The 21,648-nt window shown below is 72.8% G+C and carries 16 protein-coding genes and 1 pseudogene; 10 read left to right on the plus strand and 7 right to left on the minus strand.

The window, feature by feature from the left end; all coding sequences use genetic code 11:
- The first annotated feature begins 409 nt into the window (after nucleotides 1–409).
- From M4D82_RS13550 to M4D82_RS13560, 3 genes are read left to right on the plus strand one after another with little or no spacing between them, the layout of a single operon-like run.
- On the plus strand, nucleotides 410–937 hold the full coding sequence (locus tag M4D82_RS13550; RefSeq protein WP_249766290.1) for a cysteine dioxygenase: 528 nt from the start codon (nucleotides 410–412) through the stop codon (nucleotides 935–937).
- Between the two features lie 13 nt (nucleotides 938–950).
- The gene (gene cofD / locus M4D82_RS13555) at nucleotides 951–1,910 is read left to right on the plus strand and encodes a 2-phospho-L-lactate transferase (protein WP_249766291.1); all 960 of its coding nucleotides are present in this window, start codon (nucleotides 951–953) and stop codon (nucleotides 1,908–1,910) included.
- The gene (locus M4D82_RS13560) at nucleotides 1,907–3,202 is read left to right on the plus strand and encodes a coenzyme F420-0:L-glutamate ligase (protein WP_249766292.1); all 1,296 of its coding nucleotides are present in this window, start codon (nucleotides 1,907–1,909) and stop codon (nucleotides 3,200–3,202) included. The genes cofD and M4D82_RS13560 overlap by 4 nt, the downstream gene beginning before the upstream one ends.
- Nucleotides 3,203–3,205: 3 nt before the next feature.
- Here M4D82_RS13560 and M4D82_RS13565 read toward each other — a convergent pair whose 3' ends face one another.
- The 3 genes from M4D82_RS13565 to M4D82_RS13575 form a co-directional block, all read right to left on the minus strand.
- Nucleotides 3,206–3,625, minus strand: coding sequence for a helix-turn-helix transcriptional regulator (locus M4D82_RS13565; RefSeq protein WP_249766293.1), 420 nt, complete (start codon nucleotides 3,623–3,625; stop codon nucleotides 3,206–3,208).
- 57 nt (nucleotides 3,626–3,682) lie between these two features.
- Nucleotides 3,683–4,699 (minus strand): DNA-3-methyladenine glycosylase family protein, encoded by a 1,017-nt coding sequence (locus tag M4D82_RS13570; protein WP_249766294.1) that lies wholly within the window; start codon nucleotides 4,697–4,699, stop codon nucleotides 3,683–3,685.
- A 515-nt stretch (nucleotides 4,700–5,214) separates the two neighbouring features.
- Nucleotides 5,215–6,735: a peptidoglycan recognition protein family protein gene (locus M4D82_RS13575; RefSeq protein ID WP_249766295.1), complete on the minus strand. Its 1,521-nt coding sequence runs from the start codon at nucleotides 6,733–6,735 to the stop codon at nucleotides 5,215–5,217.
- Nucleotides 6,736–6,875: 140 nt separating this feature from the next.
- Between M4D82_RS13575 and M4D82_RS13580 the strand changes: the two genes are divergently transcribed.
- From M4D82_RS13580 to M4D82_RS13595, 4 genes are all read left to right on the plus strand, one after another.
- A complete protein-coding gene (locus M4D82_RS13580; protein WP_249766296.1) occupies nucleotides 6,876–7,622 on the plus strand; it encodes a TIGR03089 family protein in 747 nt (248 codons plus the stop codon).
- 155 nt (nucleotides 7,623–7,777) lie between these two features.
- Nucleotides 7,778–8,992 carry an LCP family protein gene (locus M4D82_RS13585; protein ID WP_249766297.1) on the plus strand — a complete coding sequence of 405 codons (1,215 nt, stop codon included), beginning with the start codon at nucleotides 7,778–7,780 and terminating at the stop codon, nucleotides 8,990–8,992.
- 222 nt (nucleotides 8,993–9,214) lie between these two features.
- Nucleotides 9,215–10,957 carry an LCP family protein gene (locus M4D82_RS13590; RefSeq protein ID WP_249766298.1) on the plus strand — a complete coding sequence of 581 codons (1,743 nt, stop codon included), beginning with the start codon at nucleotides 9,215–9,217 and terminating at the stop codon, nucleotides 10,955–10,957.
- A 150-nt stretch (nucleotides 10,958–11,107) separates the two neighbouring features.
- Nucleotides 11,108–12,874 (plus strand): LCP family protein, encoded by a 1,767-nt coding sequence (locus M4D82_RS13595; protein ID WP_502988918.1) that lies wholly within the window; start codon nucleotides 11,108–11,110, stop codon nucleotides 12,872–12,874.
- A 73-nt stretch (nucleotides 12,875–12,947) separates the two neighbouring features.
- On the opposite strand, the gene M4D82_RS13600 is transcribed toward M4D82_RS13595, so the two are convergent.
- A complete protein-coding gene (locus tag M4D82_RS13600; protein WP_249771769.1) occupies nucleotides 12,948–13,988 on the minus strand; it encodes a glycosyltransferase family 2 protein in 1,041 nt (346 codons plus the stop codon).
- Between the two features lie 194 nt (nucleotides 13,989–14,182).
- Between M4D82_RS13600 and M4D82_RS13605 the strand changes: the two genes are divergently transcribed.
- A complete protein-coding gene (locus tag M4D82_RS13605; protein ID WP_249766299.1) occupies nucleotides 14,183–15,682 on the plus strand; it encodes an LCP family protein in 1,500 nt (499 codons plus the stop codon).
- 19 nt (nucleotides 15,683–15,701) lie between these two features.
- Here M4D82_RS13605 and M4D82_RS13610 read toward each other — a convergent pair whose 3' ends face one another.
- Both M4D82_RS13610 and M4D82_RS13615 read right to left on the minus strand, forming a co-directional pair.
- Nucleotides 15,702–17,195, minus strand: a complete 1,494-nt coding sequence (locus tag M4D82_RS13610; RefSeq protein ID WP_249766300.1) for a glycosyltransferase family 39 protein — start codon at nucleotides 17,193–17,195, stop codon at nucleotides 15,702–15,704.
- Between the two features lie 154 nt (nucleotides 17,196–17,349).
- Nucleotides 17,350–17,886 (minus strand): acyl-CoA thioesterase, encoded by a 537-nt coding sequence (locus M4D82_RS13615; protein ID WP_249766301.1) that lies wholly within the window; start codon nucleotides 17,884–17,886, stop codon nucleotides 17,350–17,352.
- Nucleotides 17,887–17,992: 106 nt separating this feature from the next.
- Here M4D82_RS13615 and M4D82_RS13620 point away from each other — a divergent pair.
- Nucleotides 17,993–19,374: pseudogene (locus M4D82_RS13620) on the plus strand (LCP family protein).
- A gap of 176 nt (nucleotides 19,375–19,550) precedes the next feature.
- On the plus strand, nucleotides 19,551–20,768 hold the full coding sequence (locus M4D82_RS13625) for an acyltransferase family protein (RefSeq protein WP_249766302.1): 1,218 nt from the start codon (nucleotides 19,551–19,553) through the stop codon (nucleotides 20,766–20,768).
- Between the two features lie 71 nt (nucleotides 20,769–20,839).
- On the opposite strand, the gene M4D82_RS13630 is transcribed toward M4D82_RS13625, so the two are convergent.
- Entirely contained in the window at nucleotides 20,840–21,646 is an 807-nt protein-coding gene (locus M4D82_RS13630; protein ID WP_249766303.1) for a polyprenol monophosphomannose synthase, read from the minus strand.
- Nucleotides 21,647–21,648 lie beyond the last annotated feature (2 nt).

The raw sequence follows: 21,648 nt of genomic DNA on the forward strand, positions 1-21,648 counted from the left end.
GCCACTCTGTGGAGGGGTTGCGATTCGGCCGAAGATGCGGCGCGGATCACATTCCGATCACGAAGGACGCAAGCGGGTTTGAGAACGGTTCCCGTGGGACTGATGCGGCACATCCCCGGGCGCGGAATGCACAAACCTTTCTCCCGGCACAGTAACCGGATGAGGTGAAACTTATCCCGCAAACCGGACATTGGGTTGACAGTCGCCCCCATCGCCCGTTCTCCTTGTCTGCATGTCAGCGCCCGCAGCCGCCACCCGGACCCCCATTCGTGGGTTCCTGCGTGCTGCCCAGGTTCGCTGTTGCTGTTGCAGCTGTTGATGCCTCCGGAGCCCTGGGCTCCGTCGAGCTCCGGCCACTCCCCCACAGCAACCGCCCCGCACGCCTGACACCCGTCGAGGACACCCCACGATGAACACCACCACCACCGCCGTCTCCGCCTCCGCCCCCGTCGAGAGCGACCTCCAGATCGCCGGCGACATCCTCGCCGTCCAGCACCTCCTCCAGCCCGCCCGCGAACACCCGGCCACCGTCGCCGAGTTCGTCGGCCTCGCCCGCTCCGTCGCCGAGGACCGCGCGAGCTGGGAACACCTGGTCCGCTACGACGCCACCACCCGCTGGTACCACCGTCTGCGCACCGGCCCCGGCTACGAGGTCTGGCTGCTCAGCTGGGTCCCCGGCCAGGGCAGCGGAGCGCACGACCACGGTGCCTCGTCCGGCGTGCTGACCGTCCTCGACGGGGAACTCACCGAACACAGCGCGCGCGGCACCCTCACCCTCGGCCCCGGCTCCCAGCGCGTCTTCGCCCCCGGCTACGCCCACGAGGTCGTCAACGACACCCTCGACGGGGCGGTCAGCCTGCACGTGTACTTCCCCGGCCTGACCGAAATGCCGATGCACAGCTGCTCCCCGGCTCACGAAGAGCACGTACCCGCCTGACAAACTGCGGGGTATGCGCATTGTTGTTCTGGCCGGCGGTATCGGCGGCGCCCGCTTCCTCCGCGGACTGAAGGTCACGGTCCCCGACGCGGAGATCACGGTCATCGGCAACACCGGTGACGACATTCACCTGTTCGGGCTGAAGGTGTGCCCCGATCTGGACACGGTGATGTACACCCTCGGCGGTGGCATCAACGAGGACCAGGGCTGGGGCCGCACCGACGAGTCCTTCACCGTCAAGGAGGAACTCGCCGCGTACGGGGTCGGACCGTCCTGGTTCGGCCTCGGCGACCGCGACTTCGCCACCCACATCGTCCGCACGCAGATGATCGGCGCCGGCTACCCGCTCAGCGCCGTCACCGAGGCGCTCTGCGACCGCTGGCAGCCCGGCGTCCGGCTGCTGCCCATGTCCGACGACCGGGTCGAGACCCACGTCGCGGTCAACGACCCCGAGAGCGGCGAGCGGCGCGTCATCCACTTCCAGGAGTACTGGGTCCGGCTGCGCGCCTCGCTCGACGCCCGTGCCGTCGTCCCCGTCGGCGCCGAACAGGCCAAGCCGGCGCCCGGCGTGCTGGAGGCGATCGCCGCCGCCGACGTCATCCTCTTCCCGCCGTCCAACCCCGTCGTGTCGATCGGCACGATCCTCGCCGTCCCCGGCATCCGCGAGGCCGTCGCCGCCGCCGAGGCGCCCGTCATCGGCCTCTCCCCGATCGTCGGCGGCGCGCCCGTGCGCGGGATGGCCGACAAGGTGCTCGCCGCCGTCGGCGTGGACGCCACCGCCGCCGCCGTCGCCCTGCACTACGGCGCCGATCTGCTCGACGGCTGGCTCGTCGACACCGCCGACGCCGACGCCGTCGCCGAGGTGGAGGCCGGCGGGATCGCCTGCCGGGCCGTACCGCTGATGATGAGCGACCTCGACGCCACCGCCGCCATGGCGCGCGCCGCCCTGGAACTCGCGGAGTCCGCCCGGTGACCGCTCCCTCGTACGAGGTACGGGCCGTCGCCGGCCTCCCCGAGATCCGACCGGGTGACGACCTGGCGGCGCTCATCGCCGCCGCCGCGCCCGACTTGCGCGACGGGGACGTCCTGCTGGTCACCTCGAAGATCGTCTCGAAGGCCGAGGGACGGATCGTCCACGCCGACTCCCGCGAGGCGGCCATCGACGCCGAGACCGTACGCGTCGTCGCGCGCCGGGGCACGCTGCGCATCGTGGAGAACCGGCAGGGGCTCGTCATGGCCGCCGCCGGCGTCGACGCGTCGAACACCGAGGCGGGCACGATCCTGCTGCTGCCCGAGGACCCGGACGCCTCCGCCGCCGCGCTCCGCGCACGGCTGCGCGAGCTGCTGTCCGTGGACGTCGGGATCGTCGTCACCGACACCTTCGGGCGTCCCTGGCGCTCCGGGCTGACCGACGTGGCCATCGGCGCGGCCGGCGTCCGCGTCCTGGACGACCTGCGCGGGGGCACCGACGCCCACGGCAACCCGCTGACCGCCACCGTCGTCGCGACCGCCGACGAACTGGCCGCCGCCGGCGACCTCGTCAAGGGCAAGGCGACCGGCCTGCCGGTCGCCGTCGTACGCGGCCTGGCCCACGTGGTCGGCGAGGGCTCCACCGCCCGCGACCTGGTGCGCGCCCCCGCCGACGACATGTTCCGCCTCGGCACCTCGGAGGCGGTACGGGAAGCCGTCACCCAGCGGCGTACCGTACGGGCCTTCACCGACGACCCCGTCGACCCCGGCGCGGTACGACGGGCCGTGGCCGCGGCGCTGACGGCCCCCGCGCCGCACCGCACCACGCCGTGGCGGTTCGTGCTGGTGGAGTCGGCGGCGGCGCGGCGGGAACTGCTCGACGCGATGCGGGAGGCGTGGATCGCCGACCTGCGCGGCGACGGCCGCTCCGAGGAGGCCATCGCGAAGCGGATCCGGCGCGGGGACGTGCTGCGCGACGCGCCGTACCTGGTGGTGCCGTGCATGGTGACGGACGGTGCGCACGACTACGGGCACGCGCGACGGGACGCGGCCGAGCGGGAGATGTTCGTGGTCGCCACGGGCGCCGGCGTGCAGAACTTCCTGGTCGCGCTGGCCTCGGAGCGGCTGGGCTCGGCGTGGGTGTCCTCGACGATGTTCTGCCGGGACGTGGTGCGCAAGGTGCTCGGGCTGCCGCAGGAGTGGCACCCGATGGGGGCCGTGGCCATCGGTCGCCCCGCCGGGGCGGCGCCGGAGCGGGCGCCGCGGGACGTGGACGCGTTCATCGAGGTGCGGTAGCCCCTACCGGGGGGTGTCGGGCTTGGGCTTCGCGTCGCGGACGGGCCGTGTGTGGATCTTCGCGACGCAGGCCGGGACGTCGGCGCCCTCCTCGTGGGGGCGGGCCCGGTAGGCGCTGGGGCTCTCGCCGACCAGCTCGGTGAAGCGGGAGCTGAAGGAGCCCAGCGAGGTACAGCCCACCGCGAAGCAGACGTCCGTGACGGACAGGTCGCCCCGGCGCAGCAGGGCCTTGGCCCGCTCGATGCGGCGGGTCATGAGGTAGCTGTACGGGCTCTCCCCGAATGCGGCGCGGAAGCTGCGGGAGAAGTGCCCGGCCGACATGAGGGCGTCGCGCGCCAGCGCGGGGACGTCGAGGGGCTCGGCGTAGTCGCGGTCCATCCGGTCGCGGGCCCGGCGCAGCCGCTTGAGGTCCTCCAGGTTCACCCGCCCACCATCGCACGGAGGGCGGACACCTCCCCAGGGGGAGTCCTAGGGGGTGCCCTAGAGCTTGCCGATGTCGGTGCGGGGCATGCGGGGGATCCGGCGGGGCGGGGCGTGGCCGGCGAGGAGGATCAGGCGGGCCGCGCGGTGGCGTTGGCCCGCGTAGGGGGCGAGGAGTTCCAGCATCCCGGCGTCGTCGGTGTCCCGCTCGCCGGTGAGGGCGTAGCCGACGATGCGCGGGAGGTGGAGGTCACCGGTGGTGACGGCGTCGGCGAAGCCGTTGCTGCGCTGGAGGGTCTCGGCGGAGGTCCACGGGCCGATGCCGGGCACGGCCTCCAGGCGGGCGGCGGCCAGGGGCAGCTCCATGGCGGCGGCCTCCTCCAGGCGGGGGGCGACGCGGGCGGCGCGGACGATGGTGGCGGAACGTTTGATGTCGACGCCCGCCTTGTGCCAGTCCCAGGAGGGGATCAGCGCCCAGGTGCGGGCGGTGGGCATCACGTAGAGGTCCTGCGGACCGGGCGCGGGCTCCCCGTACTGGCGTACGAGGCGGCGCCAGGCGCGGTAGGCCTCGTCGCTGGTGACCTTCTGCTCCAGGACGCTCGGGATCAGCGATTCGAGGACCAGTCCGGTGCGGGTCAGGCGCAGGCCGGGGCGGCGGCGGTGGCTGGCGTGCACGAGGCGGTGGCGGGGGACGAAGACGGTGGGGTCGTCGGCTGCGCCGAGCAGCTCGGGGAGCCGGTCGAGGACCCAGTCGGCGCCCTCGCCCCACGCCTCGGCCTCGACCCGGCCGGCGGCCATCGCGACCCGGAGGGTGGCGGGGCCGGCGGGGGTGCGGGTGGCACGCCAGACGGAGCCGTCGGGGGTGGTGCGGAAGGTGGGGTCGGCGGGGCCGCGGCGCAGCGGGCCGAGGACGAGGCCGAGGTCCAGCGGCCCGTCGGCGCTCCAGCTCCGGGTCTTCGCCCCGGCCCCGGCGGTGGCGCCCCGGCGCCCCGCCCGCGGGCACGGCGGTACGCCCGCCTCGTACGGCGGTACGGGTGAGGGGTCGGGGCGAGGTGAGGGGTCGAAACGGCCGGCCATCCTCCGAGCGTAGCCCCTGCGGGTAGCTCCCGGGCCGGACCCGTCGCCCGGCCGGGGCCCGGTGGCCCCGGTCGCCCGGTGGCCGCCCCGACCCGGCCGGCGGGGTGGGCCGGGCAAGCCCGGCCGGCGCCGCCGGCCCCGCGCTGGGCGACCGGCCCGGTGCACGGTCTGCCGCCCCGCCGGGTCCGACCCGACCCGGCGGGCGCGGGTGGCCGGGGTCGACCCGGTCCGGCGCACGACGTGCCGGCCTTGCCGCCCGAACCCGCCGCCCGGCCCGGCCGCCGGGCTCGGGTGGCCCGGTCGCCCCGGTGGCGGGGAGCTCGGCCGGCCCGGCTGGTCCCCGGGCGCGGGGCGGCCGGTTCGGCGTACGACCTGCCGCGCCCGCCGGGGTCGAGCCGGTGCGGCGCCCGGTGTGCGGGCTCTGCCGGCCCGGGACCTGCCGCCCCGAGGTGGGGAGCTCGGCCGGCGGGGGTGCCGCCGCACGACGGGCCGGCCTTGCCGGCTTGGCTCGGGGGTCAGCGGCCCTGGAGTTTGGCGGAGGTGGTGCGGGTCGGGGGGAGTTGGTCGTAGAGGCGGCGGCCGGGGCATTCGGTGGCGAAGCCGTCGCGGTGGCCCGAGATGACGTTCATCCGCACGCTGCGGCCCTTGGGGAACTTGTTGCCGCCGCCCGACGTGAGGCTGGTCTTCCCCCTCGGGTCGCGCCCGAAGAGGCCGAGCTTCCACGCGGTGAGCCCGGCCACCGCGTCCACGGCGGCCTTCGGGGGCGTCGCCGAGGCGTAGGAGCCGATCACCGCGATGCCCATGCTGTCCGTGTTGAAGCCCATGGTGTGCGCGCCGAGCACCGGCTTGGCGACGCCGCCCGCGCGCCCCTCGTAGACGGTCCCGCAGCGGTCGACGGCGAAGTTGTAGCCGATGTCGCGCCACCCCGCGCTGACCACGTGGTAGCGGTAGAGGCTGCGCAGCACCGCCGGTGCGTCCTTGCAGGCGTAGTTGTTGCCGGAGGCGGTGTGGTGGACGAAGGCCGCCTTGACGGTGCTCGTGTAGACGAAGCCCGGCTCGCGCAGGTTCTCGTCGGCGCCCCAGCCGCGTCGGGTGACGATGCGCGGGCGCGGGCCGATGAACGGCGCGGCGGCGGCGTCGACGGTGCCGTCGCCCGCGAGGACCGCGTCGGCGGTGGAGTCGGCCTTGTTGAGGGCGGTGATCTCCAGGGCGCCGAGGGGGGCGAGGGGCACGTTGGCGGCGGAGGACTCCGACGCCGACATCGACATGCCGGGCAGGGCGGCCGCCGTGTCCCCCTTGTCGTCGCCCAGAGGGCCGAGGAGGTCGAGAGGGCCGAGGGGCCCGAGGGGCAGGGGCAGCGCGCCCAGGTTCTTGGCGTCGAGCCCCGCGCCGGCCGGCACCGTCGCGGGCCGCTCCGCGCCCGGGTCGACGAGTTCGATCCGCATCCCCGACGGGAGCCGGGAGGGGGCGTGCGCGGGGGTGGTGGCCGTCTGCGCCTGGACCCGTACCTCGATGCCGTCGGACGGGCCCACCCACAGCGGGGCGGTGCTGCCCCGGACGCGGCCGGAGCCGCGTTCGACCGCGTCGGGGTCGGCGGCGTGCTCGCCGTTGTGGGTCTCGACGTCCTGCCAGTCGCTCCAGTCGGAGGTCCCCGCGTGGCGCGTGCGGACCTGGACGCGGCCCACGAGTTCGGTGCCCGCGTCGTCCCAGACGACGCCGACCAGCGAGAACTGTTCGACCTCGTGCGCGGCCAGCCCCCGCGTCTCGGGCAGGTCGGGCGAGGCGCTCATGCCGGGGACGCCGGGGACGCGGCCGGCGGACGGTCCGAGCGGGACCAGCGGCAGGGACTGGGTGGACCCTCCGGGGGCCACCGGGGCCACGGGTGCCGCCGGGGTCACGGGCGCGAGGGGGGCGACCGCTGCGGGAGATGTCCGATCCGAGGGCGCGGCGGCCTGGGCGGGGGTGGGAAGCGCGAGTGGCAGGGCCAGTGCGGCCGCCGTCGCGACGCCGATCGAGGAAGCAAGGAATCCACGCATGGAAGCGATGCTGAACACACCCACCACGAAGCGCCATCGGAGAACTGACGATCCGTCCGACACCGCGCGGGCGCCCCTTCCCCTGGACGGGCGATCCGCCGCCCGCCGTACGGGGGACGGGCCCGCGTACGCTGGGCCGGGTGAACGCCACTGACCGCACCCCTGCCGACCTGCTGCGATCCGCGCTCGCCGCCGATCCGGGCCGCCCCCTCGTCACCTTCTACGACGACGCCACGGGCGAGCGCGTCGAATTGTCCGTCGCCACCTTCGCCAATTGGGTGGCCAAGACCGCCAATCTGCTCCAGGGCGACCTGGGCGCGGAGCCGGGCGACCGGCTCGCGCTGCTGCTCCCGGCGCACTGGCAGAGCGCGGTGTGGCTGCTCGCCTGCGCCTCCGTCGGGGTGGTCGCCGAGGTGGGCGGGGATCCCGCCGGGGCGGACCTGGTGGTGAGCGGGCCCGACACGCTGGAGGAGGCCCGCGCCTGCTCCGGTGAGCGGATCGCGCTCGCGCTGCGGCCCCTGGGCGGCCGCTTCCCGCAGCCGCCGGCCGGGTTCGCGGACTACGCGGTGGAGGTGCCGGGGCAGGGCGACCGCTTCGCGCCGTTCGTCCCGGTGGACGCCGACGGGCCGGGCCTGGTGGTCGGCGGCGAGGAGCTCTCGTACGCGGAGCTGGTGGCGCGCGCCGCCGAGGACGCCGCCAAGGGCGGGTACGCGGGTGGCCGCGTGCTGTCGGGGCTGGGCTACGACACCTGGGACGGCCTGTCGGCCGGCCTCTACGGCGCCCTGGCCACCGGCGGCTCCGTGGTGCTGTGCCGCAACCTGGACCGGCTGGCGCCCGAGGCGCTGGCGCAGCGGGTCGAGAGCGAGCGCGTCACCCACACCGTGTAGGTCCCGGTCGCCCCGAGATCGCGCGATTTGTCACCCACATGGCCCTTTACGGACCCCCGCCCCCGGGCCGTCGTCGTCACCCGGGGGCAGGATCGACTCCAGGCCGTGCTCACCCGTACGGCTGACTTCCGGTTCGGCGTGGGGACGGAGGGCGGATGAGGGACAGCGCGGGCATACCAGGCGGCACCGTGGCGGCCGGAGGCACCTCGAAGCCTCCGCGCGGCCGTCGGCGCCGACTGCTGCGCCTGCTCGGAATCGGAATCGTCCTGCTCGTCCTCGTCGGGGTCGCGGCCGGCTGGTGGCTGTACGCCAAACTCGACGCGAACATCCACGTCGACTCCTCCGCCGAGGCCGAGCTGCGCCGCTACGAGCGCGAGCGCCCGGCGAGCGTCGCGGTCGGGGCCCAGAACATCCTGCTGATCGGCTCCGACTCGCGCACCGGGACGGCCAACTCGCGTTACGGGTCGGACGGCGGCACCGAGCGCTCGGACACCGCGATCCTGCTGCACCTGCCGGCCGACCGGCGCAGCGCCACGGCGGTGTCCATCCCCCGGGACCTGATGACGGACATCCCGCCGTGCCTGGGGGCGGACGGTTCGCGCACGCGCGAGCGGTTCGCCCAGTTCAACTGGGCTTTCCAGTGGGGCGGGGTGGCCTGCACGATCCGTACGGTCGAACGGCTGACCGGAATCCGCGTCGATCACCACATGGTGGTGGACTTCGGCGGGTTCAAGAAGATGGTCGACGCCGTCGGCGGGGTGGAGGTGTGCCTGCGCGAGCCGATGAACGACGCCGAGGCCCACCTGCGGCTGCCGGCCGGCCGGCAGACCCTGCGGGGCGAGCAGGCGCTCGGTTTCGTGCGCGCCCGCCACGGCCTGGGCGACGGCAGCGACACCGAACGGATGGAGCGCCAGCAGGAGTTCCTCGGCTCGCTGGTGAAGAAGGTGCAGAGCAACGGCGTCCTGCTGAACCCGACGCGGCTGTTCCCGCTGTTGGACGCCGCCACCAGCGCGGTGACCACCGACCCGGGGCTGGCCTCGCTGCGGGGGCTGTACGAACTCGTGCGGGGCGTAAGGGACATACCGACCGAGCAGGTCAAGTTCCTGACGGTCCCCCGGCGGCCCTACGCCGCCGACCCGAACCGGGACGAGCTGGTGCAGCCGGACGCGGCGCGGCTGTTCGGGCAGCTGCGTGCGGACCGGCCGTTGACGGTCACCCCGCCCTCCCCGACCCCCTCCGCCGCGGGCCGCGACGCGTCCGGTTCCGACGGCACGTCCGGGCCGGTGCGCAGCGGAAGCGGAATCGCCGCGACCCCCACGCCCGTCCCCACGTTCACGGGAACGACGGCCGGTACGGCCGATTGCCGGTAAAGCAATCCAAAAGCCGGAGGCCCGACCGCGCCGGTTGAGGGCTTTGGGCCGTTATGGGGGGAGTGGGTTTTGTCACCGGCATGGTTTGCAGCTGACCTGGCCGGATAAGGTGAGCGATCCGGTGCACCGGAAGCGAAGAGACCGTGCACCAGCAGCCGGATCGTTGACCGCGCGCCTGGGGGGAGGCGCGTCGCGAGGCACCGACGGAGGATTCGAGCAACCGTGGATGCGCAAAGCCGTGGGCGGGCGGACGAGATCGACCCCGCTGACCAGTGGGTCCTCAATCCCCGCACTGGCAACTACGAATTGCGACTGGGCCATTCCGCTGCGCAGCAGCGTTCCGTCGCCGCCCCCCGCAGATCCCGCAGGTCCCCTTCGGCTCCCGCCGCGCCGAGGCCGGCGGCCCCCGCCGTACCGAAGCCCCGTCGCGGCGACGGCCCGCCACCGGGCGGCCGGCGCGGCGGTCGCTCCCGCAAGGCCGGCGGCGGCGGACCGCAGCGGCGTCGCAAGACCCTGCTCGTCACGGCCGGAACGCTCGCCTTCCTGCTGGTCGGGGGCGCGTTGGGCTCGTATTTCTACTACGAGCATCTGAACGACAACCTCAAGGTCATCGACACCGGCCAGTCGGGCAGCTTCAAGAAGGACCAGCCGATCAACATCCTGGTCATCGGCACCGACAAACGCAGCGGCAAGGGCAACGAGGGCTACGGGGACGCCGAGAGCGTCGGCCACGCCGACACCACGATCCTCTTCCACGTGTCCAAGGACCGCACCAACGCCACCGCGTTGTCCATCCCCCGCGACCTGATCACCGACATCCCGGCGTGCCCGACGAAGCAGCCGGGCGGCGCGGTCAAGGAGATCCCCGGCACCAAGGCGACCCGCTTCAACAACAGCCTGGGCCAGGAAGGGCGCGACCCGGGCTGCACGATGCGTACGGTCAAGGCGCTCACCGGCATCGAGGTCGACAACTTCATGATGGTCGACTTCAACGCGGTGAAGAACCTGAGCACGGCCGTCGGCGGGGTGCCCGTCTGCGTGGAGAAGGACGTCGTCGACCGGGATTCCAAGCTGAACCTGAAGGCCGGTGAGCACCGGCTCCAGGGCGAGCAGGCGCTGGCGTTCGTCCGCACCCGGCACGCCTTCGGCAACGAGAGCGACCTGGACCGCATCAAGACGCAGCAGCAGTTCCTGAGTTCGATGATGCGCGAGATGAAGTCCAAGGAGACGCTGACCAGTCCGAAGAAGTTCTTCTCGCTGGCGGAGGCGGCCACCAAGTCGCTGACCGTGGACCAGGGACTGGGCTCCATCGCCAAGCTCACCGATCTCGCCGGTGAGCTGAAGGACATGAACCTGAAGAACATCACGTTCACGACGCTGCCCGTGCTCGACAACCCGAACGAGCCGTCCAGCCGCAAGGCGACCGTCGTCATGAACTCCTCGCAGGCCGATCCGCTGCTGGAGATGATCCGCGGCGACGTCTCGCTGACCGAGGTCGAGAAGAAGGAAAACGCCGCGAAGGAAGCGGCCGAAGCCGACGCGAAGAACAAGCAGGACGCGCTGCTGCAAGGCAACCGCGCGCCCGCCGGCGACGTCAGGGTGGATGTGTACAACGGCGGCGGGCCGCCCGGCTCGGCTTCCACGACCCTGACGTGGCTGCAGAATTCCAAGGGCGTCCTGAAGGCGAGCAACCACGGAAACGCCTCCGCGCGTCTGGCCGCGACCCAGCTGGAATACGCTCCCAACCAGGCCGACCAGGCTCGGGCGCTGGCGGACATGATGGGTCTGTCGGCGGCCGCGTTGAAGGTGGGCACGGTGGACGCGGGTCCGAGGACGCCGATGAAGCTGACGTTGGGCTCCGACTTCAAGGAGCCCGGGGCTCCGCTGGGCGCCCCGGAGGCGCCGCGGCAGGCGCCCGAGGGACTCCAGCGGGTCGAGGCCGACAAGGCGGTCTGCGCCAAGTGACCGGGCCACGGTGGCGACGCTCGGAAGCAGTACGACGGTTAGGGCGCTGTAGTCCGACCGACCGCCCCGGTACGGGCGGCAGAGCCGGTAGGGCCGGCACATGACCGACCATTAGTGATCTTGAGGGGGGTACGCGTGAAGGACAGCGGCGTGCGTGGGGAGGGGGCGCCCGACCAGGCCACCGACGGCATATCCGACGGTGACGGGAAGGACGCCGAGGGCACGTCCGGCACGTCCGGCACGGTGCCCCGGCCCCGGACGGGCCCGGACGGCCCGCCCGCGGCCTCCGGCGGCGCGATACCCGTGCGGCGGCGGCGTCGGCGGGTGCTGTTCTGGGTGTCGTCCGCGACGGCGTTCGTGATCCTGGGGACGTCGGCGGCCGGGTACCTCTACTACCGCCACCTCGACGGCAACATCCGCAGCGGTCAGCGCCTGAGCGGCGACAGCGGCGTGGAGAAGTCCCACGCCAACGCCAAGGGCCAGCGCCCGCTGAACATCCTGCTGATCGGCTCCGACAGCCGCAACAAGCCGGAGAACGTGGAACTCGGCGGGAGCCACGACACCGTGGGCAACCCGCCGCTCGCGGACGTGCAGATGATGCTGCACGTCTCGGCCGACCGGCAGAACGCCTCCGTGGTGAGCATCCCGCGCGACACCCGCGTCGAGATACCCGAGTGCACGGACCCGAAGACCGGCGAGAAGTTCAAGAAGACCAGAGCGATGATCAACGAATCGCTCGGCCGCGGCGGCCCCGGCTGCACGCTGGCCACCTGGGAGAAGCTGACGAACGTCTACATCGACCACTGGATGATGATCGACTTCTCCGGTGTCGTGCAGATGGCCGACGCGGTCGGCGGCGTCCCGGTCTGTGTCAAGGACAACGTCTGGGACCGGCCGCTGGCCACCTCCGGCGGCGGCTCCGGCCTCAAGCTCACGAAGGGCACCACCAAGGTCAAGGGCGAGCAGGCGCTCCAGTGGCTGCGCACCCGGCACGCGTTCAGCAGCGACCTGGGCCGGGCGCAGGCGCAGCACATGTACATGAACTCGATGATGCGCGAGCTCAAGAGCCAGAACGCCTTCACCGACGTCGGCCGGATCACGGCGCTGGCCGAGGCGGGCACCAAGGCCCTGGAGGTCTCCGAGGAGATCGGCTCGGTCAAGAAGCTGTTCAACCTGGCCATGCAGCTCAAGGACGTCCCCACCAACCGCATCACGATGACGACGATGCCCACCTTCCAGGACCCGGCGGACAGGGACCGGCTCATCGTGAACACGGTGGACGCCGACAAGCTGTGGACGATGATCCGCAAGGACGTGGCCTTCGACAAGAACGGCGATCCGCAGGCCCCGCAGTCCTCCGCGCCGGCGCAGCCGAGCCCGGGGGCGAGCGGCCCGCAGCCGGGCGGCTCGTCGCCGACGCCCGCGCAGCCCTCTCAGCCGGCGCAGCCCGCGCAGTCCTCGCAGGCCTCGCCGCCGGCGCAGGACCCGGCCAAGCCGCCGGTCACCGCCCCCGAAAAGATCGCGGTGAACGTGGTCAACGGCACGGCCGTCGGCCGGCCGCTGGCGCCGAGGCGGGCGAACGCGATCGCCGAGGCCCTGGTCGCCAAGGGGTTCACCTCCGCCCGTGCGGACAGCGCCCTGACCCCGGAGAAGGCCACCGTCGTGCGCTACCCGACGGCCGAGCTGGCCGACGAGGCGCAGAGCGTGGCCGCCGCGCTGGGCATCCCGGCCTCCGCCGTGCAGGCGGCGGCCGGCATCCAGGGCGTCACGCTGGTGGTCGGCGCGGATTGGCGCGAGGGCACCGCCTACCCGCACCAGGAGCCGCCGCAGGCCGGCTCGGTGCCGGACACGGCGGACGCCCTCAACGGCTCGGACAGCGGGGCGTGCATGGAGGTGTACAAGCCCTATCGCTGGTAGCGCCTCGGCCCACGACGAAGGGGGTGCCCGGTCCGCGTCAACGGACCGGGGCACCCCCTTCGTCGTAGCCCGGTCAGACCTGCGAGGGGTCCCGGCGCACCGAGGGGCGACGGGAGGCGATGACCTTCCGGGCCAGGGCGCGCGGGCTGGTCAGGAAGCCGAAGCCCCAGCTCATGTGCATCGTCGCGAGGGCGACGGGGATCTGCGCGCGGGCCTTGAGGGAGAGCCCCTTGCCCGCCGGGATCGAGCCGACGGTGATCGCCGCGAGGTAGCCGGCCGGGACCACGAGGGCCCAGGGGGTGACGGTCGCGCCCAGCACGAGTCCGGCGGCGATGGCGCAGACGGCCGTCGGCGGGGCGAGGTAGCGCAGGTTGATGGAGCCGGCGTGGTAGCGGGCCACCACGTGGCGCCAGCGCCCGTAGTCCTTGTACTGCTTGGCCAGGGCCCGTACGGAGGGCCGCGGGCGGTACCGGACCTTCAGCTCGGGCGAGAACCAGATGAGCCCGCCGGCCTCGCGGATGCGGAAGTTCAGCTCCCAGTCCTGGGCGCGGATGAACTCCTCGTTGTAGCCGCCCTGCTGCTCCAGGGCCTCGCGGCGGAAGACGCCCAGGTAGACGGTCTCGGCGGGGCCGGCCTCGCCGCCGGTGTGGAAGGCCGCGTTGCCCACGCCGATCTTCGAGGTCATCGCGGCGGCGACGGCTTCCTCCCAGGCGTTCTCGCCCTCGGCGTGCATGATGCCGCCGACGTTCTGCGCGCCGGTCTCCTCCAGGAGGCGGACGGCGGTGGCGATGTAGTTCGGGGAGAGCATGCCGTGGCCGTCGACGCGGACGACGATCGGGTGGCGCGAGGCCTTGATCGCGGCGTTGAGCGCGGCGGGGGTACGACCGGTGGGGTTCGGGACCGTGCGGACCCGGGCGCGGCCGCCGGCAGCGGTCTCTCGTACGAGCTCGGCGGCGATCTCGTCGGTGCGGTCCGTGGACGGGCCGAGCGCGATCACCACCTCCATCTCGCCCGCGTACTCCTGTCCGAGGATGTGCCGGACGGAGTCACGCAGGTGGCGCTCCTCGTCGAGCACCGGCATGATCACCGAAACTGCGGGCTGCTGGGCGGGCATGTCGGGCATGTCGTCCTTCACGGTCGGGTATCGGTGTCACGTTACCGCGTACGGGGGAAACGGGTGCGCGGCGGACGAGCGGTACGGACAGAGGTTGATCGTATGGGCCTACTGTTCTGACGAATCAGACGAAGCCGAAGGATCTGCCGCATTCCCCGACCGGTACCCGTGCTGTCCCCCGCGGAGGTGTCCCCGTGCCCCAGCCGCACCGTCCCGTCCGAACCGCCGGCCCGGCTGCCCGCCCACCGCGTGCGCGCGGCGCCGGTGGCGGTCAGGCCCGGGGCCGGCGCGACCGGCCGCGGTGGGGGGTGCGGATCGCCGCCGGGCTGTCGCTGCTGGTGCTGGGTTCGGGAGCCGTCGGGCACGCCGTGATGACCGGCCTCGACACCGGCATCCAACGGGTGGACCCGTTCAAGGACATGAAGAACCGCCCCCAGGCCGGGCACGGCGTGAACTTCCTGCTCGTCGGCACCGACGGCCGCGACGAGATCACCCCGGAGGAGAAGCGCGAGTACCGGCTCGGCGGGGCGCCCTGCCGCTGTACGGACACGATCATGCTGGTGCACCTGTCCGCCGACAAGGAACGGGCCAGCGTCATCAGCCTGCCCCGCGACAGCTACGCCGAGGTCCCCGCCCATAGGGACCTCGTCACCGGCAAGACCCACAAGGCCCACCCCCTGAAACTGAACGCCGCCTACTCCGAGGGCGGCCCGAACCTCACCGTGCGCACCGTGGAGAACATGACCCGGGTGAAGATCGACCACTATCTGGAGGTCGACTTCACCAGCTTCATGAAGACCGTCGACGCCATGGGCGGCGTGGACATCTGTACCGCCAAGACCATGCGCGACAGCCACACCGGCCTCCACCTGCTGCCCGGCACCCACCGCCTGACCGGCGGGCAGGCCCTCCAGTACGTCCGCTCGCGCCACATCGACGGGGCCTCGGATCTCGGCCGGATGCAGCGTCAGCAGCGGTTCGTCGCCTCGCTCATCAAACAGGCCACCGCGGGCGGGATCCTGCTGAACCCCGTCAAGTTCAAGCAGGTCAGCTCCACCCTCCTGGGATCCGTACGGGCCGACAAGGACTTCGGCTCCGAGCAGATGCTCGCCCTCGGACAGGCCATGCGGGACTTCGCGCCCTCCTCGTCGGAATTCGCCTCGGTCCCGATCGGGGACCCTTCCTACCCGGTCAAGGGCATCGGATCCACCGTCAAATGGGACGAAGCCAAGGCCGCCAAGCTCTTCGAGGCATTGCGCCAGGACCGCCCGCTCGCCCCCGTCCAACCCGGCGGGCCGGCGAGCCGGCCCGCCGCCGTCCCCGTCGACGTGCCGCCGCAGCGGATCCGCGTCCAGGTCGAGAACGGCACCCGCATCGACGGCCTCGGCGGGCGGGTGGACGCCGCCCTGCGCGCGACCGGCTTCGACACCACCCGGGCGCCCGGCAACGGCGCCAGCCGCGAGGTGCGGCGCACGGTGATCGCGTACGACCCCCGCTGGGACCGCTCGGCCCGTACGGTGTCGGCGGCCCTGCCCGGAGCCGAACTGCGCGCGGTGCCCCGGCAGGGGCGGACGGTGCTGGTGATCGCGGGCGCCGACTACCGCAAGGTGGTCGCGGTACGGGCCGAGGACCCGTACCAGGGCACGTTCGGGGTGGTCACGGGCGACCAGGTGGTGTGCGGCGAGCCGTCCTGAGGCCGCCGGCCCCCGCGGCTCAGCGGACGCGTTCCAGCAGGCTGACGCGCAGGCCGCGCACCTCGGTCGTGGAGGCCACCCTGTAGTGGTCCTTCAACGCCTTGACCTGGTTCGCCGGCAGCTTGCCGTACGGGTCGGGGCGCGAGGTCGTGCGGGTGACCAGCCAGATCCTGCGGGTGTCTCCGAGGCACCGCTCGGGGCGCGCGCACTCCACCGGGAACAGGTCGTCGCTCGCGACCGCCGAACGCTCGACGAACACGTCGCGCGGCTTCACGCGCTCCGGCAGGTGGTACTCGATCTGGAAGTCGGTCATGTAGGCGCGCTCCTCGCGGCCGCGCAGCGGTACGAACCCGTCCCCGGGCCTGTACCCCCGTGCGATGACCTCCGCCGCCGCCCGGCCGTCCGCGGACTCCTTCGCCGACTCGGTGCGCAGCTGACGCTGGTCGGGCAGCCCGAGCAGGATCAACGCGGCCAGCCCCACGACCGCGACCACGCGCGGCTTCAGCGCGGCCAGGCCGGCGGCGGCCAGGACGGTCCAGGCGGGCAGGGTGAAGAGCACGTAGCGGTCGATGAAGTACGAGGTGGTGCCCTGCGAGAGCACGTACACGGCGAGGATCGGCGCGGCGCCCGCCACCAGCAGCTCGACGGCGGGCCGCCGGCCCCGGGTCCAGGCCAGCGGCAGCAGCGCGGTCGCCGCCACGGCCAACGCGACCAGCGGGGAGCCGAAGAGGTTGTCCCACAGCCCGGCGACGTCCCGCAGGTGCGGGGTCTCGATCCAGCTGATCTGCCGCCCGACCTGACTGCGCCCCAGCAGCACCAGAGGAATCACCGGCACCAACCCGGCGGCGACCGCGAGCGCGAAGCCCACCACCGTCCGCCCGCGCCGCTCCCGCCACCACCGCAGCACCACGATCAGCGCGTGCGGCAACAGGAACAGCAGCGCCACCATGTGCAGCAGCCCGGCGAGCGCCACGAGCGGGGCGTACGCCGCCCAGCGCGCGGGCCGGGGCCGCTCCAACGCGCGCAGCAGCAGCCAGGTCGCGGCCGTCACCGCGAGCATCACGAAGGCGTACGAACGCGCTTCGGTCCCGTACCGGGTCACGGCGGGCAGCAGCGGGAACAGCAGCCCGGCGAAGACGGCGGTGCGGCGGTCGAAGAGGTCGCGGGCGAGGAGCACCACGAAGGCGGCGCAGCCGGCCGCGGCGAGCGCCGACGGCAGCCGGAGCATCGCGGCGGAGTCCCCGAAGACGGCGATCCAACCGTGCAGCAGGAGGTAGTAGAGGCCCGAGACGGCGTCGACGTTGCCGAGCATCCCGATCAGCTCGCCGGTGCCGCGCGAGGCGGCGTTCCAGCTGGCGAGCTCGTCGCGCCACAGCTGCGGCGTGCCGGCGCGGAAGGTGGTGACGGCGAGGGTCAGCAGCGCCGCCCACAGCCAGTCGGGGCCGGGCACGCGGCGCCGCGCCGGCCGGCGGGCGGGCGCGGCGGCGGGCGGGGTCTTCGTGGCAGTGGGCATCGGGGTCTCCGCGGCTGGGCCGGTCGGGGGATGGCCGTCGCTCGCACGGAGCCGGACGTCGACGGACCAGTTTACGGGGGCCCGATAAGAGGCCGGTATGACCAGAAGGCGCCGGATGCGACGCCGGGTCCCCGCCACGGCACGCCGGACGGGCTCAGTCGTCGAGGCCCTCGGCGGCGCGGCGTTCGCGCAGCTCGGTGATGGCCTGGCGGCGGGCGAGCCGGTGGGTGCGCCGGATCTGGGCCTCCTGGTAGCGCCGCTCGTCCTGCTCGGTCTCCGGGATCACGGGCGGGACCTGGCGGGGCTTGCCGTCGGCGTCGACGGCGGTGAAGACGAGGTAGGCGCTGCCGACCTGGGTGGCGGGGGTGGACTCGTTCCACCGCTCCGCGAGGACCCGTACGCCGATCTCCATCGAGGAGCGGCCGGTCCAGTTGCACTGCGCCCGGACGTGGACGAGGTCGCCGACGCGGACCGGCGCGAGGAAGGCCATCTCGTCCATCGAGGCGGTCACGGCCGGCCCGCCCGAGTGACGCCCGGCCACCGCGCCGGCGGCGTCGTCCACCAGCTTCATGATCACACCGCCGTGCACCGTGCCGAGGAGGTTGGTGTCGTTCGCGGTCATGATGTGGCTGAGGGTGGTGCGGGAGGCCGAGATCGGCTTGCCCGCGGGTACGGCCGGTATTTCTGTCATGCCGCCACCTTAAGTGCGCGGCGCGGGCATCAGCTCTGCAACAGCCCCGGTACGAAGCCCGGCCCGGGGTGTCGGGCGACGCTCCCGGCCAGGCATCCTTGTGCGCATGAGTGACTGGGACGGGTGGAACGGCGAGCGCGACACGCGCGGCCGCCGCGATGACGGGTACGGCCGAGGCAGCGGACAGGCGCAGCCGGAGGGGCCGCAGCGGATGCGGCACGTTCAGCGGCAGCCGCAGGCGCAGCCCCCTCGTCCGCCCCGGCCCCCGCGGCAGGCCCCGCAGCCCGGCCGTCCGCCGGTCCCGCCGCAGGCACCGCCGCCGGGCGCCCGTCCCGGCCACGGGTGCCCCGCAGCAGAGGCAGGGGCCCGACGCGTACGGGTCCTCGTACGACAGCGGCTACAACACCGGCCAGGTCTACGGGACCCCTCGGGCCCCGGCGGCCCCGGGCGCACCGGCGGCCGGGCGGACCCGGCGGGCCCGGCGGCGCGGGCGGGCCCGTCGGACCGGCGCCGGACTGGCGCAAGCGGATCAAGATCGGTTCGATCGTGCTGGTGTCCGTGCTCTTCGTCACGACGGTCGGCACCTACTTCTGGGCCGATTCCAAGGTGCGCCGCGAGGTCGACCTGTCCAAGGTGATCGAGCGCCCCAAGGAGGGCGACTGCACCACCTACCTGATCGTGGGCTCCGACAGCCGCGAGGGCATGTCCGACGAGGAGAAGAAGAAGCTCCACACGGGCTCCGCCGAGGGCAAGCGCACCGACTCGATGATGATCCTCGCGAAGTGCTCCAGCGGGAACACCATGATCTCGCTGCCGCGCGACTCGGACGTGGAGATCCCCTCCTTCGTGGGCTCCAAGTCCGGGAAGAAGTTCCCCGCCCAGGGGCGCCGGGTGAAGCTGAACGCGGCGTACGCCGAGGACGGCCCGGAGCTGCTCGTGCGCACGGTGGAGTTCAACACCGGCCTGCGCATCGACCACTACGCCGAGATCGGCTTCGCCGGCTTCGCGAACATCGTGGACGCGCTGGGCGGCGTCGAGCTGGACATCGAACAGGCCTTCAAGGACGACAAGTCGGGCGCCGACTTCAAGGCGGGCCGCCAGACCCTCAACGGCGAGCAGTCGCTGGCCTTCGTCCGCACCCGCTACGCGTTCGCGGAGTCGGACCTGCAACGGACGAAGAACCAGCAGAAGTTCCTCGCGGCGCTCGCGAGCCAGGCGGCGACGCCCGGCACGGTCCTCAACCCCTTCTCCCTGTACCCGGTGCTGGGCGCCGGCCTGGACACGCTGATCGTGGACAAGGACATGGGGCTGTGGGACCTGGGGCAGATGTTCTTCGCCATGAAGGGCGTCAACAGCGGTGACGGCGTCTCGATGAACATGCCGATTTCCGGACAGCGGGGCGGCAACCTCGTCTGGGACAAGGCGAAGGTCCAACAGCTGGTCAAGCAGATCCAGAAGGACGAGAAGGTCACCGTACGCGGGCAGTAAGGGCCGGTTTGTCGGTCACGCGTGTGGCGTACGCGCAGACGGGCGCTGTGGACAGTCCGATGGTTTTCTCGTAAGACTGTTGCGGCCCGTACCCCGGGGGGATCCCCCGGCCGGGCCCTTCTCCGGCGCTGCCGCCGCACCGGCGGGCACGCGTCCGTCCTGCCCGTGGAGCGTCCATGTCCCTGCACCCGTCCCCGCACGCCCTCGACGAGCGGCGGGAGGCCGGCGAGCGTCTCCGTGACCTGCCCGCCGACCGCGCCGTCCCCCTGCCGGGGCAGACGGGGCAGACGGGGTCGGCGGGGTCGGCGGGGTCGGCCGGACCGGCGAAGGCCGCCGCGCGGCCTCGGCTGCGGATCCTGGACGGACTGCGGATCGTGGCGGCGGTCCTGGTGCTCGTCCACCACTACACGCGCCGTGAGATGTGGGGCGGGGACGCCTTCGGGTGGCTGACCACGGTGGGCCGCTACGCCTGGATCGGCGTGGAGCTGTTCTTCATGATCAGCGGCTTCGTCATCTGCATGTCGGCCTGGGGGCGCCCGCTCGGCAGCTACCTGCGCAGCCGTGTGATCCGGCTCGCGCCGGCGTACTGGTTCTGCGTCCTGCTCACCATGGGTGTGCTGCTGGCCGTCGGGAAGCCCTTCGGGGGCTCCGGGCCGGGGCTGAGCCAGATCCTGACGAACCTGACGATGGTGCAGACCCCGCTGGGCTCCACCGCGCTGGACCCGTCGTACTGGACCCTGTGGTCCGAGGTGCGGTTCTACCTGATCTTCGCCGTGGTCGCCTGGACCGGTCTGACGTACCGCAAGGTCTTGAACTTCTGCTGGATCTGGACCATCGCCTCGCTGCTGGCCCCCGGTTCGGGCCTGCCGATCCTGGACGTGCTGGCGAACCCGACCTACTCGCCGCTGTTCATCTCCGGCATCTGCTTCTACCTGATCCGCCGTGAGGGACCGCGCGCCGGCGAACCGTGGGCGCTGCTGGTCTTCTCCTGGCTGCTGATGCAGCGCCGGCTCAACGACATCGTCCAGTGGAACACGGTCAAGGGCGACCGGCTCTCCTGGGAGGTGTGCCTGCTCGTCGTGACCCTGTGCTACGTCGTCATGGCCGCCGTCGCGCTGGGCTGGTTGGACCGCGTCGACTGGCGCTGGCTGCCGATCGCGGGCGCCATGTCGTACCCGCTCTACCTGCTGCACCAGCAGATCGGCATCACCCTGCTCGCGAAGTGGCACAAGGACGTGGAGCCGTGGACGCTGATGCTGTCGGCGGTGGCGGTGATGGTGCTGGCGTCCTGGCTCATCCAACGGTTCGTGGAACGGCCGATGGCGGTGCGCCTGAAGCGGTTCCTGGAGAGCCGCCCGCCGCGCGGGCGCACGGAGGTGCGGGAGGCGGCGTAGGCTCCGGTCAACGCGAGAAGGGGCACCCCCGGCGGGGGGTGCCCCTTCTCGCGTTGCCTGTTCCCCGAAGGCTACTTGCCCGCGCGGGCGCGCAGCTTCCACGGCATGGCGATGGACTCCAGCTGGACGGCCAGGTTCATCTTGGACTCGCCGACGGTGCGGTCCTCGAAGTGGATCGGGACCTCCATCACCTGGAAGTTCCGGCGCAGGGCCTTGTACTTCATCTCCACCTGGAAGCTGTAGCCGGCGCTGCCGATCGACGCGAGGTCGATCGCCTTCAGCGCGGCCGCGCTCCACAGGTTGAAGCCGCCCGTGATGTCACGGACGCGGGTGCCGAGGATGGTGCTCGCGTACGCGTTCGCCCAGCGGGAGAGCAGCTTGCGGTGCGCGCCCCAGGCGTCGGAGAGGGTGCCGCCCGGCACGTAGCGGCTGCCGACGACGAGACCGGCGCCGGTGGAACGGGCCACGCCCAGCATCTCGGCGATCTTGCCGGCCGGGTGGGAGCCGTCCGCGTCCATCTGGAGCACGTACTCGGCGCCGTCCTCGACGGCCTTGGCCATGCCGGCCGCGTAGGCACGGCCGAGGCCGTCCTTCGCGGTGCGGTGCAGGACCGACATGCGCGGCTTGCCGTCCTCGGTGAGGAAGCCCTCCGCCAGCTCATCGGCGATCTTGCCGGTGCCGTCGGGCGACGAGTCGTCGACGATCAGCAGGCGCAGGCCCGGCTGGTCGAGACCCATGAGCAGCTCCACCATGCCCGGCAGGTTGCCCGCCTCGTTGTAGGTCGGCATGACCACGGTGAGCGGCGTGTGCGCCCAGGTGTCGGGGAGCTTCGTGGTTGCGACGTCGGTCGCGCGGGAAGTCTGCTGCTCGCCTATCACAG

This window comes from Streptomyces sp. RerS4 (genome assembly GCF_023515955.1).
Classification (GTDB): Bacteria; Actinomycetota; Actinomycetes; order Streptomycetales; family Streptomycetaceae; genus Streptomyces.